Annotated in this window: 15 protein-coding genes; 7 read left to right on the top strand and 8 right to left on the bottom strand. The window is 61.9% G+C overall.

Going from position 1 to position 13,462, the window contains the following annotated elements; genetic code table 11:
* The first annotated feature begins 4 nt into the window (after nucleotides 1-4).
* The 3 genes from trpD to APH30_RS04860 all read left to right on the top strand — a co-directional run bounded on the left by trpD (nucleotide 5) and on the right by APH30_RS04860 (nucleotide 2,669).
* Complete coding sequence (gene trpD, locus APH30_RS04870) at nucleotides 5-1,054, top strand: anthranilate phosphoribosyltransferase (RefSeq protein ID WP_054911828.1); 1,050 nt, start codon at nucleotides 5-7, stop codon at nucleotides 1,052-1,054.
* Nucleotides 1,051-1,884 carry an indole-3-glycerol phosphate synthase TrpC gene (trpC, locus tag APH30_RS04865; protein WP_054911827.1) on the top strand — a complete coding sequence of 278 codons (834 nt, stop codon included), beginning with the start codon at nucleotides 1,051-1,053 and terminating at the stop codon, nucleotides 1,882-1,884. Before trpD ends, trpC begins: the two co-directional genes overlap by 4 nt.
* An 80-nt stretch (nucleotides 1,885-1,964) precedes the next feature.
* Nucleotides 1,965-2,669, top strand: a complete 705-nt coding sequence (locus APH30_RS04860; protein ID WP_054911826.1) for a lipoate--protein ligase family protein — start codon at nucleotides 1,965-1,967, stop codon at nucleotides 2,667-2,669.
* Here APH30_RS04860 and crp read toward each other — a convergent pair.
* Nucleotides 2,666-3,310 (bottom strand): cAMP-activated global transcriptional regulator CRP, encoded by a 645-nt coding sequence (gene crp, locus APH30_RS04855; protein WP_009681258.1) that lies wholly within the window; start codon nucleotides 3,308-3,310, stop codon nucleotides 2,666-2,668. The genes APH30_RS04860 and crp overlap by 4 nt on opposite strands.
* A 189-nt stretch (nucleotides 3,311-3,499) precedes the next feature.
* Between crp and APH30_RS04850 the strand changes: the two genes are divergently transcribed.
* A complete protein-coding gene (locus tag APH30_RS04850; protein ID WP_054911825.1) occupies nucleotides 3,500-3,922 on the top strand; it encodes an OsmC family protein in 423 nt (140 codons plus the stop codon).
* Nucleotides 3,923-3,961: 39 nt separating this feature from the next.
* Here the strand turns inward: APH30_RS04850 and APH30_RS04845 are convergent, their stop codons facing one another.
* The 5 genes from APH30_RS04845 to hemJ form a co-directional block, all read right to left on the bottom strand.
* A complete protein-coding gene (locus tag APH30_RS04845) occupies nucleotides 3,962-5,002 on the bottom strand; it encodes a hypothetical protein (RefSeq protein WP_054911824.1) in 1,041 nt (346 codons plus the stop codon).
* A gap of 10 nt (nucleotides 5,003-5,012) precedes the next feature.
* On the bottom strand, nucleotides 5,013-5,660 hold the full coding sequence (gene coq7, locus APH30_RS04840; protein ID WP_054911823.1) for a 2-polyprenyl-3-methyl-6-methoxy-1,4-benzoquinone monooxygenase: 648 nt from the start codon (nucleotides 5,658-5,660) through the stop codon (nucleotides 5,013-5,015).
* Nucleotides 5,661-5,725: 65 nt separating this feature from the next.
* Entirely contained in the window at nucleotides 5,726-6,064 is a 339-nt protein-coding gene (locus APH30_RS04835; RefSeq protein WP_054906028.1) for a histidine triad nucleotide-binding protein, read from the bottom strand.
* A 62-nt stretch (nucleotides 6,065-6,126) separates the two neighbouring features.
* Nucleotides 6,127-6,909 carry an SDR family oxidoreductase gene (locus tag APH30_RS04830; RefSeq protein WP_054911822.1) on the bottom strand — a complete coding sequence of 261 codons (783 nt, stop codon included), beginning with the start codon at nucleotides 6,907-6,909 and terminating at the stop codon, nucleotides 6,127-6,129.
* A 133-nt stretch (nucleotides 6,910-7,042) separates the two neighbouring features.
* Nucleotides 7,043-7,468, bottom strand: coding sequence for a protoporphyrinogen oxidase HemJ (gene hemJ / locus APH30_RS04825; RefSeq protein ID WP_009681263.1), 426 nt, complete (start codon nucleotides 7,466-7,468; stop codon nucleotides 7,043-7,045).
* Nucleotides 7,469-7,610: 142 nt separating this feature from the next.
* Here hemJ and argC point away from each other — a divergent pair, with 142 nt between their 5' ends.
* Nucleotides 7,611-8,645, top strand: coding sequence for an N-acetyl-gamma-glutamyl-phosphate reductase (argC, locus tag APH30_RS04820; protein ID WP_009681264.1), 1,035 nt, complete (start codon nucleotides 7,611-7,613; stop codon nucleotides 8,643-8,645).
* 150 nt (nucleotides 8,646-8,795) lie between these two features.
* The gene (erpA, locus tag APH30_RS04815; protein ID WP_003255511.1) at nucleotides 8,796-9,146 is read left to right on the top strand and encodes an iron-sulfur cluster insertion protein ErpA; all 351 of its coding nucleotides are present in this window, start codon (nucleotides 8,796-8,798) and stop codon (nucleotides 9,144-9,146) included.
* A gap of 60 nt (nucleotides 9,147-9,206) precedes the next feature.
* On the opposite strand, the gene APH30_RS04810 is transcribed toward erpA, so the two are convergent.
* Together APH30_RS04810 and APH30_RS04805 are read right to left on the bottom strand one after the other, a co-directional pair.
* Nucleotides 9,207-10,298, bottom strand: coding sequence for an anhydro-N-acetylmuramic acid kinase (locus APH30_RS04810; protein WP_054911821.1), 1,092 nt, complete (start codon nucleotides 10,296-10,298; stop codon nucleotides 9,207-9,209).
* 3 nt (nucleotides 10,299-10,301) lie between these two features.
* Nucleotides 10,302-11,723, bottom strand: a complete 1,422-nt coding sequence (locus APH30_RS04805) for a peptidoglycan DD-metalloendopeptidase family protein (RefSeq protein ID WP_009681266.1) — start codon at nucleotides 11,721-11,723, stop codon at nucleotides 10,302-10,304.
* Nucleotides 11,724-11,936: 213 nt separating this feature from the next.
* Here APH30_RS04805 and tyrS point away from each other — a divergent pair, with 213 nt between their 5' ends.
* A complete protein-coding gene (tyrS, locus tag APH30_RS04800) occupies nucleotides 11,937-13,136 on the top strand; it encodes a tyrosine--tRNA ligase (protein ID WP_054911820.1) in 1,200 nt (399 codons plus the stop codon).
* Nucleotides 13,137-13,462 lie beyond the last annotated feature (326 nt).

The following is a 13,462-nucleotide window of genomic DNA, read 5'->3' as shown; positions in this document are numbered from 1 at the left end:
GAATATGGATATCAAAAGCGCGCTGAGCCGTATCGTTGGCCAGCTGGACCTTTCGACCGAAGAAATGCGCGATGTGATGCGCCAGATCATGACAGGCCAGTGCAGCGAGGCGCAGATCGGCGCCTTCCTGATGGGCATGCGCATGAAAAGCGAGAGCATCGACGAGATCGTGGGCGCGGTATCGGTGATGCGCGAGCTGGCCGACAAGGTCGAACTGCAGAGCCTGGAGGGTGTGGTGGATATCGTCGGTACCGGCGGTGACGGTGCCAACATCTTCAACGTTTCCACCGCTTCGTCGTTCGTGCTGGCGGCGGCGGGCTGCCCAGTGGCCAAGCATGGCAACCGCGCGGTGTCGGGCAAGAGCGGCAGTGCCGACTTGCTGGAAGCTGCCGGTATCTACCTGAACCTGACGCCAACGCAAGTGGGCCGCTGCATCGACAGCCTGGGGATCGGCTTCATGTTCGCGCAAAGCCATCACTCGGCAATGAAGCACGCCGCTGGCCCGCGCCGCGAGCTGGGTATGCGTACCCTGTTCAACATGCTCGGCCCGCTTACGAATCCGGCCGGTGTGAAACACCAGGTTGTCGGCGTGTTCGCTCAGTCCCTGTGCCGGCCGTTGGCCGAGGTGCTGCAGCGCCTGGGCAGCAAGCATGTGCTGGTGGTGCACTCGAAGGATGGCCTGGATGAGTTCAGCCTGGCTGCCCCCACCTTTGTGGCCGAGCTGAAGAACGACCAGATCACCGAATACTGGGTCGAGCCGGAAGACCTCGGCATGAAAAGCCAGAGCCTGCATGGCCTGGCCGTTGAGAGCCCGCAGGCGTCACTGGAACTGATCCGTGATGCACTGGGCCGCCGCAAGACTGAAAACGGCCAGAAAGCTGCCGAGATGATCGTGCTCAATGCCGGTGCGGCGCTGTACGCCGCTGACCATGCCATGAGCCTGAAAGCCGGTGTGGAACTGGCCCATGACGTACTGCACACCGGCCTGGCCTGGGAAAAGCTGCAGGAACTGGGTGCATTTACTGCAGTATTCAAGGTGGAGAACGAAGCATGAGCGTGCCGACGGTGCTGGAAAAGATCATTGCCCGCAAGTTCCAGGAAGTGGCCGAGCGCAGCGCGCGGGTCAGCCTTCGCGAACTGGAGGGCCTGGCCAAGGCCGCTGACGCCCCTCGGGGCTTTGCCAATGCCTTGATCGAGCAGGCCAAGCGCAAGCAGCCTGCGGTGATTGCCGAAATCAAGAAGGCCTCGCCCAGCAAGGGCGTGATCCGTGAAGACTTCAGGCCCGCGGAAATCGCTGTCAGCTATGAGAAGGGCGGTGCTACCTGCCTGTCGGTGCTGACCGATGTGGACTACTTCCTGGGCGCCGATGAGTACTTGCAGCAGGCTCGTGCGGCGGTTTCCCTGCCCGTGATCCGCAAGGATTTCATGATCGACCCCTACCAGATCGTCGAGGCGCGGGCCTTGGGTGCGGACTGCGTGCTGCTGATCGTGTCGGCGCTGGATGACGTGAAGATGGCCGAACTGGCCGCCACTGCCAAGGACGTCGGCCTCGATGTACTGGTAGAAGTGCACGATGGCGATGAGCTGGAGCGTGCGCTGAAAACCCTGGATACACCGCTGGTGGGCGTGAACAACCGCAACCTGCACACCTTTGAAGTCAGCCTGGAAACCACCCTCGACCTGCTGCCGCGCATACCGCGTGATCGCCTGGCAGTTACCGAGAGCGGTATCTTGAACCGGGCCGATGTCGAGCTGATGGCGATCAACGACGTTTATTCGTTCCTGGTGGGTGAGGCATTCATGCGCGCCGAACAACCTGGGCTGGAGCTGCAGCGGCTGTTCTTCCCGGACCAGGTGAAGAAAACTGTTCAGCAACTGGATTGATTGCAATGAAGCCGGCGTGATTGCCGGCTTTTTTACAGGCCCGGCAAGAGGCCCTTGAAAACAACAACCAAGGTGGAGCAATGAGCGATCAACCCCTGGCCCTGACCGTCGAGCAGGGCTTGCACGCCGAGCAGGACCTGCTGGCCGCCGTTTGCCGCGGTGAACGCGAGAGTGGTGTGCTGTTCTGGCGCCCCACTGACCATGCCTTGGTCATGCCCCGGCGCATGAGCCGGTTGGCCAATTTCGAAACAGCGTGCGCAGAACTGGCGATTGCCGGTTGGCCGGTATTGCTGCGTGAAACCGGCGGTGAGCCGGTACCGCAGTCGCATGCCACCGTGAACGTGGCGCTGGTCTATGCCGCGCCGCGCAGCGAAGGCGACCATGGCCGCATCGAAACCGCTTATGAGCGCCTGTGCCTGCCACTGTGCGATGTGTTGCGCGAGTGGGGCGGGGTAGCGTCGGTAGGGGAAATCGACGGCGCCTTTTGCGATGGCCGCTACAACGTCAACCTCAATGGCCGTAAGCTGGTCGGTACCGCCCAGCGCTGGCGCCAGGGCCTGGGCGGTAAACGCCCGGTGGTACTGGTGCACGGCGCGTTGTTGCTGGACAACGAACGTGAGGCGATGGTGGCGGCGGTCAACCGTTTCAACGAGTGCTGCGAGCTTGAGCAGCGTTGCCGCGCCGACGCACACATTGCCTTGCACGAAGTGGCGCCCGCAGTGCCCTGGTTCCAGCGCCTCTCGCAAGCTTACGCCAAGGTCTTGGCCGACCTGCCCAGGGATTAGCGGGTACCGTAGACCACCATGGTCTTGCCTTTGACATGGACCAGGCTGCGCTCTTCGAGGTCCTTGAGCACGCGGCCGACCATTTCCCGCGAGCAACCGACGATGCGGCCGATTTCCTGGCGGGTGATCTTGATCTGCATGCCATCCGGATGGGTCATGGCGTCGGGCTGCTTGCACAGCTCCAGCAGGCAGCGGGCGACGCGGCCGGTTACGTCGAAGAACGCCAGGTCGCCGACCTTGCGTGTGGTATTACGAAGGCGTTGGGCCATCTGGCTGCCCAGGGCGTAGAGAATTTCCGGGTCCTGGCGCGCAACTTCGCGAAATTTCTCGTAACTGATCTCGGCCACTTCGCATTCCGTCTTCGCCCGTACCCAGGCGCTGCGCTGCTGCTCACCCTCAACGGGCTCGAACAGCCCCAGCTCGCCAAAGAAATCGCCCGGGTTGAGGTAGGCGATGATCATTTCATGACCGTCATCGTCTTCGATGATGATGGTGACCGACCCCTTGATGATGAACGACAGTGTTTCGGCCCGGTCGCCAGCGCAGATGATGTTGCTTTTTGCGGTGAAGCGGCGGCGCTGGCAGTGCACCAGCAACTTGTCGATGTTCTTGATCTTTGCGGGTAGGGCAGAGGCAACCATCACGAAGTCCTGTTCGATACGAGGCTTGGGTATTTTTGTAAATCGACAGCGGCAGGCGCCAGTCATTTGGCGCCAGCTTATCAGACACTACAAGATGTTTCGGTACTAAACCGAGTCCTCTCGTACTTTTCCCACAGCCACACAAGGTCTAAGCTGACACCCTTTTCCGAATATCAGGAGTCCAGGTAGATGAAGGCACGTATCCAGTGGGCCGGTGAGGCAATGTTTCTCGGCGAATCGGGCAGCGGCCATGTCGTCGTGATGGATGGCCCGCCCGAGGCCGGCGGCCGCAACCTGGGTGTGCGCCCTATGGAGATGCTGCTGTTGGGGTTGGGTGGCTGCAGCAGCTTTGACGTGGTCAGCATTCTGAAGAAGTCGCGCCAGGCGGTGGAGAGCTGCGAGGCGTTTCTGGAAGCCGAGCGCGCCAGTGAAGACCCGAAAGTGTTCACCAAGATCCACATGAACTTCGTCGTTAAGGGGCGCGGGCTGAAAGAAGCGCAGATCAAGCGCGCGGTAGAGCTGTCGGCAGAGAAGTACTGCTCTGCGTCGATCATGCTCGAGCGTGCCGGGGTCGAGATTACCCACGGGTACGAGATTGTAGAGTTGGGTTGAAGCCGGGTTTTTTGGGGCCGCAAAGCGGCCCCGATACCATCAGTTGCGCAGTGCCGGTAATGCAGAGCGAAGCCATGCCGGCAAGCCGCTGCGCATTGCGCGGCTCAACCGCTCCCGGCGCTTCTGGTAGACCAGCCCCAGCCAGATGACCCCCAGCCCGATCAGCGTCACCACGACCGGGAACAGCAGCGATTGCGCGAATACCTCATACGCCAGGTAGCCCAGGTAGGCCGCAACCCCCAGCGCGCCGAACACCATGAACACCGGCCGGCGTAGCAGCACTGCCATGCCCATCAGCGCAATGTTTATCAGGCAGTACAGCGCCTTGCCCAGCTCGCTGCCGCTGTCCAGTAGCGTCAGCCCGCCCCAGAATGCCGCCAGCCCTGCCAGGTACCCCCAGCGGGCATAGTCCTCGCGTGTACGGCCGTCCACCAGCAGGAACACCACCAGCATTCCCAGGCCGAACCACAGCGAAACCTCACGGCGCTGCGCCCAGCTGAACGGCGAGCCGAAGAACCACTCAGTCAGGTCCATCGACATGAACCATAGGGCCACGGCGATCGGCATGACGATGAACGGGTAGGGGATCAACCGGAGCATCAGCAAACCGGCCACTACCGTGGCCGCCTCCATCGCCAGCCAGCCGCCTTGCACGTAGGTGTAGTAGTGGTGGTAGTTGGCCTGGGTGTCATCCATTGGCCACCAACCCGCCAAGCGTTCGATGGCGAACACTGCCAGCGGCACGATACTGACCGCGACGGCGGCCAGTACCCCGGCGGCTACGGGCTGCGCACGCCGCTGCAAGTTGAGGGCAAACAAGGTGATCAGCCCGATGTACAGGCTGGCGATGCCCAGCAGTGCGGCGTCGCCGATGCTCATCCAGGCCTCGGTGAGCAACCAGCCCATGGCCGCCATGATCAGCATGGCGCCGAAGTAGAAGGCGACATGGGCCAGCTGAAAGGTACCGCGTGCTGGCGGTTGCTGGCGAAGGAACGCCAGCAGGGCCTGGTCCTGGCCAGGCTGGAGAACGCCGGCTTGCACGGCACGCGCCAGGTCCTTGGCGTCGATTCGGTCCGTCATGGGGCTACCTTCAGATACGGTAGGTGCTCTTGGTCATGACCTTGGCCAGCAAGCTCATACCGAAGCGCACAGGAGCAGGGAAACGGTAGCCACCGGCTTCCAGGGCAGACTCGGCGTGCTGCTCTTCGTCGACGCGCATCTGTTCGAGAATGGCGCGGGACTTTTCGTCTTCTTGCGGCAGCTGCTCAAGGTGCTCGTCCAGGTGCTTGCACACCTGGTGCTCGGTGGCGGCGACGAAACCCAGGCTGACCTTGTCGCTGACCAGTCCGGCCAGTGCGCCGATGCCGAAGGACATGCCATAGAACAGGGGGTTGAGCACACTTGGGTGGCTGTTCAGCTGGCGAATGCGTTGCTCGCACCACGCCAGGTGGTCGATTTCTTCCTCGGCGGCATGCTCCATGGCCTTGCGCACTTCGGGCAGCTTCGCCGTCAGAGCCTGACCCTGGTACAGCGCCTGGGCGCAGACTTCACCGGTATGGTTGATGCGCATCAGCCCGGCAATGTGGCGGGTTTGCTGTTCGTCCAGGGTGGCGTCTGGCTGGATGATGGCCGGTGACGGCCGGGCGGGTTGGCCGCTGAAGGGCAGCAAGGTGCGCATGGCGGTATCGGCCTGCAGCAACAAGCGGTCAAGCGGCGAGTAGTGACGTTCGGTAGCCATCGGGCACCTCCGCAAGAATGTGCCCGACAGTTTACCGCAATAGCGGCGGGGTCGCTTGCCGTGGATCAGCCCGGCGGCCAGTTCATCTGGCGCTGGCCGAGCACGTGCATATGGATGTGGTAGACGGTCTGGCCGCCTTTGGGGTTGCAGTTCATTACCACGCGGAAGCCTTCCTCGCAGCCTTGTTCGACTGCCAGGCGCTGGGCAGTGAACAGGATGTGGCCTGCCAGGGCCTTGTCCTCTTCTGTGAGGTGATTGAGGGTAGGAATGTGCTTTTTCGGGATGACCAGGAAATGCACCGGCGCCGCGGGAGCAATGTCCTTGAACGCCAGGACCTGGTCGTCTTCGTAGATGATATCCGCCGGAATTTCCCGGTTGATGATTTTGAGGAATAGATCGTCCACAGCACTGCTCCATGGTGAAGGTCGGGCCGAGTGTACTCAGCCAAGCGCCAATCGCCCAGTGGCTATTCCATGCCGGCCGGGCAATAGCGGCGGTGAATGGCGCCGGCCAGTTTGCGTACCAGCCAGCGTGGCAGCAGACGGGGGGCGAAGGCCAGCCAGCGGTTGCGCCGCCCTGGCATGATCAGGGCGCGGTTCTTGTCCAGCGCCCGCACCGTGTACAGGGCCACTTCCTCGGGGCTCAGGCAGCGTGGCTTGCCATCCAGGCGGGGGATGCGCCGCCGTGCAGAGCATACCGGGCCGGGGCACAGTACCGAGACTTTGATGCCGGCGCGCTTGAGCTCCTCGCGCAGTGCCTGGGAAAAGCTCAGCACGTAAGCTTTGCTGGCGGCATAGGCCGCCATCCACGGCCCAGGTGCGACCCCGGCCAGGCCTGCAACGTTGAGGATCTGCCCGCCACCCTGCACGGCCATCAGGTTGCCGATTGCATGGCATAGCCGGCTCATTGCCAGCACGTTGACCTCGAGCAGGTCTTGCTCGTCAGCCCACTCATGGGCCAGGAACGGGCCGTAGGTGCGCAAACCGGCGCAGTTGACCAGCAGGTCGATGCGCCGCTCGCCTTCTTCCAGCTCCAGCACGAAACCTGACAGGCGCAGCGGCTGGCTGAGGTCGCAGGCGCGGAACAGTACCTCTACACCAAAGCGCTGGGTCAGCTCGAGGGCGACCGGTTCCAGCGTTTCGCGCTGGCGTGCCACCAGGATCAGGTTGCGTCCACGCCGTGCCAGCGCTTCCGCCAGGGCCAGGCCCAGGCCGCTGGAAGCACCAGTGATCATGGCGTAACGGGACATGCAAGGCTCCTGGGGGCGGAAGAGGGCGCCTAGTGTACAGCTTGCCCGTGCCAGGTGCTGCGTTTTGCTACAAGGCCCGGGGGCCAATGGCCTGGCAGCGCGGCAGGGCTTGCTGATAGTTGAGGTGGCTATGTCAGAACGGCTTGACCACCACCAGAATCACGATGCCCAGCAGGATGAGCACGGGCACTTCGTTGAACCAGCGATAGTAGACGTGGCTGCGTGTGTTGGTGCCGCTGGCGAAGCGTTTGCGCTGGGCGCCACACACGTGATGGTAGCCGGTGAGCAGGATTACCAGAGTCAGCTTGGCATGCAGCCAGCCCTGGCTCAGCCAGCCGGGGTTGAGGTAGAGCATCCAGGCGCCAAACACATAGGTGGCGACCATTGCCGGGTTCATGATGCCGCGGTAGAGCTTGCGCTCCATGGTCACGAAGCGTTCCTGGCTGATGCTGTCCTGGCTCTGGGCGTGGTACACGAACAGCCGCGGCAGATAGAACAGGCCGGCGAACCAGCAGACTACGCTGACGATATGCAGCGCTTTGATCCATAGGTAAAGCATGGAGGGTGTTCCTTCAGGTAATCACGGTCGTCAGATAGTAGTGGTCGGGCGCCGGAAGGGACACCCGAAGAGTTGTTACAGGCGCCTCGCGCCCCTATTATCGTGCGCTTTCCAGACGGCTCGTTGATAAGGGGCAAGCGTTATGATCAAGGTCGGTATTGTTGGCGGCACCGGTTACACCGGCGTCGAACTGTTGCGTCTGCTGGCACAGCATCCACAGGCCGAAGTGGCGGTCATCACTTCGCGCTCGGAGGCGGGCGTGGCGGTGGCAGACATGTACCCGAACCTGCGCGGCCACTATGACGGGCTGGCGTTCAGCGTACCCGACAGCAAGGCCCTGGCTGCTTGCGACGTCGTGTTCTTCGCCACACCGCATGGCGTTGCCCACGCACTGGCCGGCGAATTGCTGGCGGCGGGTACCAAGGTGATCGACCTGTCGGCTGACTTCCGTCTGCAGGATGCCACCGAGTGGGGCAAGTGGTACGGTCAGCCGCATGGCGCGCCTGAACTGCTCAAGGATGCCGTGTATGGCCTGCCGGAAGTGAACCGCGAGAAGATTCGCCAGGCGCGCCTGATTGCCGTGCCGGGTTGCTACCCGACCGCCACCCAGCTCGGTTTCCTGCCGCTACTGGAAGCGGGCCTGGCCGACCCCGCGCGGCTGATCGCCGACTGCAAGTCGGGTGTCAGCGGCGCCGGGCGTGGTGCGGCAGTGGGTTCGCTGTTCTGCGAAGCCGGTGAAAGCATGAAGGCCTATGCCGTCAAGGGGCATCGCCACTTGCCGGAAATCAGCCAGGGCCTGCGCCAGGCGGCCGGCAAGGACATCGGCCTGACCTTCGTGCCGCACCTGACACCGATGATCCGTGGTATCCACGCTACCCTGTACGCGAACGTGGCCGATACTTCGGTCGACCTGCAGGCGCTGTTCGAGAAACGCTACGCCGATGAGCCGTTCGTCGACGTGATGCCGGCCGGTAGCCACCCGGAAACCCGCAGCGTGCGCGGTGCCAACGTTTGCCGCATTGCCGTTCATCGCCCGCAGGGCGGGGACCTGGTAGTGGTGCTGTCGGTGATCGACAACCTGGTGAAGGGGGCTTCGGGTCAGGCAGTGCAGAACCTCAACATCCTGTTTGGCCTGGATGAGCGCATGGGCCTGTCCCACGCAGGCCTGCTGCCGTGACAGACGCCGCGAGCAACACCCCTGCGGGTGGAGCTTGCGGCGTGTAGGTTGTCGCTTGCGGCTTACGTATTGTTGACCAATTTTCTCGGGAAAGCGGATAATGCGCGTCATCGAGAGTTATATGGCGGCTACCGCGCCGGGAGAATCAACATGAGCGTCGAAACCTTCACCCCTACCGGCCTGGAATTCACCCATGGCGCAGCCCAGAAGGTGAAGAACCTGGTCAATGAGGAAGGCAATGAACGTCTGAAGCTGCGGGTGTTCGTGACCGGTGGCGGTTGCTCGGGCTTTCAGTACGGCTTCACCTTCGACGAAGACGTGGCTGAAGACGACACCATCGTCGAGCGCGAAGGCGTTTCCCTGGTGGTCGACCCGATGAGCTTCCAGTACCTGGCCGGTGCCGAAGTGGACTACCAGGAAGGCCTGGAAGGTTCGCGCTTTGTGATCAAGAACCCGAATGCCGCCACCACCTGCGGTTGCGGGTCGTCGTTCTCGATCTGAATTCGGGCCGATACGAAAACGCCGCGCAATTGCGCGGCGTTTTGCTTTCTGGCCCGGGTGTCATGCCGGGTAGATTGCGCCGAGTACGCGTAGGCCCCTGGCGGCAGTGACGCTGGGGCGGTTGGCGGCGATGCCCTCCAGGCAGCAATGGGCCAGCCAGGCAAAGGCCATGGCTTCGACCCAGTCAGGGTCTACGCCATGGGCGCTGGTGCTTGTAACATGTGCAGTAGGCAGCAGTTGGCCGAGGCGGGCCATCAGCGCACCGTTGCGGGCGCCTCCACCGCAGACCAACAGTGCTTCGGTGCCTTGTTGCGCGTTTTCCAGCGAGTCGATGATGCTGCGTGCGGTCAACTCCAGCAGTGTCGCCTGCACATCCTCGTCCCGGTAGGCGGGCAGGCCGGCGAGGTGGCGGTCGAGCCAAGGCAGGTTGAACACCTCACGGCCGGTACTCTTGGGGCCGCTGCCCGCGAAGAACGGGTCGCTCATCAATGCGTGCAGCAAATCGGCCTGCACCACGCCGGTGGCAGCCCAGGCACCGTCGGCATCGTAGGCCTGGCCGCGTTTGCGCTCGACCCAGGCATCCAGCAAAACATTGCCTGGGCCACAATCAAAGCCATGCACCGGTGCATCCCGCTCGATCAGGCTGAGGTTGCTGAAACCGCCCACATTGAGAATTGCTACCCGTTGGCCCAGGTGGCTGAACAGGGTTTCGTGGAAGGCCGGGACAAGTGGCGCGCCTTGCCCGCCGGCGGCAACATCGCGGCGGCGGAAGTCGGCTATCACGCTGATACCAGTAAGCTCGGCGAGCAGCGCGGGGTTACCGATCTGTACGGTGAACCCGCGGGCGGGTTCGTGACGGACAGTCTGGCCATGGCTACCAATGGCGCGTATGGCGTCAGCCTGCAGGCCCTGCTGAGCGAGCAGCTGGCGTATACCCTCGGCCGCAAGGGTGGCCCAGTGATTTTCCGCCAATGCTGCCCGGGCGATTTCGTCAGGGCCGCTGCTGCACAGGGCAAGCAAGTCCTGGCGCAGGCTGGCGGGCATTGGCAGGTAGAGCGTGGCGAGCAGTTCAAGCTGCTCGCCTTGTTCGACCAAGGCGATGTCCAGGCCATCCAGGCTGGTGCCGGACATCACCCCCAGGTAAAGCGCCATGGCTTAGCGCTTGTTCGCGGCGAGCAGGGTGGCCTTTTCCTGATCCATGCGGGCGATCAGTGGCTGGCTCTGCTGCAAGAAGCGTTGACGCTCGTTCTTGGCGATCGGGTCGGCCATTGGCACCTTCTGGCTCAGGGGGTCGACATGCACGCCGTTGACCTGGAACTCATAGTGAAGATGCGGCCCGGTGGAAAGGCCGGTGGTGCCGATGTAACCGATGATCTGGCCCTGCTTGACGGTGCTACCGGTCTTGATGCCTTTGGCAAAGCCCTGCATGTGGCCATACAGCGTCTTGTAGCGGTTACCGTGCTGGATGATCACGGTGTTGCCGTAGCCGCCGCGGCGCCCGGCCAGTTCGATGCGGCCGTCGCCTGCTGCCTTGATAGGCGTGCCGCGTGGGGCTGCGTAGTCAACGCCCTTGTGCGCGCGAATCTTGTTCAGGATCGGGTGCTTGCGGCCGGCGGAAAAGCGCGAACTGATACGGGCGAAGTCCACCGGGGTGCGGATGAAGGCTTTGCGCAGGCTGTTGCCATCGGCAGTGTAGTAGGTAGTGTTGCCCTGCTTGTTGGTGTAGCGCACGGCAGTGTAGGTTTTGCCACGGTTGGTGAAGCGCGCCGAAAGGATATTGCCCGTGCCGACGACCTTGCCATCCATCACCTTCTGCTCGTAGACCACGTCGAACTCGTCGCCTGGGCGAATATCCTGGGCGAAGTCGATGTCGTAGCCTAGCACGCGCGCCATGTCCATGGTCATGCTGTGGGAAAGGCCGGCACGCTGGGCAGATGCTGACAGCGAGCTTTTGATTACCCCGTGGGCATAGGCAGTACGCACCACCGGCTTGCTGATTTCACGGTTGAAGGTAAAGCCTTTGGCGCTTTTGCTCAGGCTGATGGTTTCAAGGTTGCTGACCTTGCTGTGCAGGCTGGCCAGTTGGCCATCCTTGTCGAGTTCGAACTGCAGGACCTGGCCGTGCTTGAGTTGGGTGAACTGCTTGGCCTGCTTGTTGCTGGCCAGCAGGTCGTGCACGGCATTGGCTGGCAGGCCGACCTTGGCGAAGAGCGTGGACAGGGTATCGCCGCGCGCTACGGTAACTTCGCGGTGGCCTGGTTGCTTGGCGGCTTCGGCAACCTGTTTGGCGTCTTGCGTTGGCTGCTCTGCTTTCTGGGTTTCGGGTGTGGCTGCTTCTATCTGGGCGAAAGGTGAGCCTTGCTCACCCTGTGCCTGCACCATGGGCGCAGCGCGGGCTTCGTCCTTCAATTGTTCGGCAGGGCTTTCCAGCTCGAGGTTGAGGGTGGTTTTCTTGGCTTCCACTTCGCTGGACGGAAATACCAGCAAAGCCAGGCTGAGCAGGGCGGCAATGCCGCTGGCGGCCAGCAGGTGGCTCTTCGGATAAAGCGGTGGCGCTTTAGGCGGTTCGTTGGTCATGGGTAAGGTGACTTTGAAAAAGGTGAAATGGAATAGATGAATGACATGATGAAGATCAAATAACTGTATAAAATATAACCAAATCCACTTTCACGCAAGGGCGCGTAGACGTCGCAAGCCTGTGCCCGGGTCACATTCCTTTGCAAAACTTGTATTTGACGGCCGATCTTGTATGGTTGGCTCCCCCTGAATCTGAGCCTTGCGGGTTTGTCTATGAAGTCGGTTGAAGAGCAGCTGGCGCTTATCAAGCGCGGTGCGGAAGAAGTACTGGTCGAGTCGGAACTGGTTGAGAAGCTCAAGCGCGGCCAGCCTCTGCGCATCAAGGCCGGCTTCGACCCGACCGCCCCGGACCTGCACCTGGGGCACACGGTGCTGATCAACAAGCTGCGTCAGTTCCAGGAGCTGGGCCATCAGGTCATCTTCCTGATCGGCGACTTCACCGGCATGATCGGCGACCCAAGCGGCAAGAGCGCAACGCGTCCGCCGCTGACTCGTGAGCAGGTGCTGGACAACGCCGAGACCTACAAGCAGCAGGTGTTCAAGATTCTTGACCCGGCCAAGACCGAAGTCGCCTTCAACTCCACCTGGATGGACAAGCTGACCCCGGCCGACTTCATTCGCCTGGCCTCGCAGTACACTGTGGCGCGCATGCTCGAGCGCGATGACTTCGACAAGCGCTACACCACCAACCAGCCGATTGCCATTCACGAGTTCCTCTACCCGTTGGTGCAGGGCTACGATTCGGTCGCGCTGAAAGCAGACGTCGAGCTGGGTGGTACCGACCAGAAGTTCAACCTGCTGATGGGGCGCGAACTGCAGCGGGCCTATGGTCAGGAAGCGCAGAACATCGTGACCATGCCGTTGCTCGAAGGGCTGGACGGTGTGAAGAAAATGTCCAAGTCGCTGGGCAACTATGTCGGTATCCAGGAAGCGCCGGGCGTGATGTACAGCAAGCTGGTGTCGATCCCGGACACGCTCATGTGGCGTTACTTCGAGCTGCTGAGCTTCCGCTCCATGGAAGAGATCGAGCAGTTCCGCGCCGATGTGGCCAATGGCGCCAACCCGCGAGACATCAAGATCAAGCTGGCGGAAGAGATTGTCGCGCGTTTCCATGGTGAGGAGGCTGCCGCCAATGCGCACCGTGCTGCGGGCAACCGTATGAAAGAAGGCGAGCTGCCTGAAGACCTGCCGGAGGTAGAGGTGGTTTCGGCGGAAGGCTTGCCTATCGCTGCGGTTCTGAACCGTGCTGGCCTGGTGAAGAACTCGGCGCAGGCGCGTGACTTGCTGAGTGCCGGCGCAGTGAAAGTGGATGGTGTGGTGGTCGACAAGGATTTCCTGTTTGTTCTGGGTGCTACGCATGTGTGCCAGGCGGGTAAGAAGTCCTTCGGGCGGGTTACCCTGAAGGCTGAGTGATCGCCCGGCGGTTAAGCTATATAGAAGCGGGGAGGCCGAAAGGCCTCCCCGCTTTGCTTTTCAAGCGCCCTGAAAGTTTATTTGAATTAAAGGTTGACGCCCTCTCGAATCCCCTTATAATGCGCCCCACTTCCAGCGACAACGGAACGACAAACTCCTTGAAATTCAATGAGTTAACCGATTCGAAAGGCGCTGTAAGGGCTACGATCGAATGATCGAAAGCGGTTGAGATGATGGTTGACAGCGCTTCTAAACGCTGTATGATTCGCCTCCCGCTACGAGAGATCGCAGCGAGTCAAGTGTTTGAAGCTAAACGAGGTTCTCGC

It is taken from the genome of Pseudomonas sp. NBRC 111127, assembly GCF_001320345.1.
In the GTDB taxonomy this organism is placed as follows: domain Bacteria; phylum Pseudomonadota; class Gammaproteobacteria; order Pseudomonadales; family Pseudomonadaceae; genus Aquipseudomonas; species Aquipseudomonas juntendi.
This window is presented reverse-complemented; position numbering and strand designations above follow the sequence as displayed.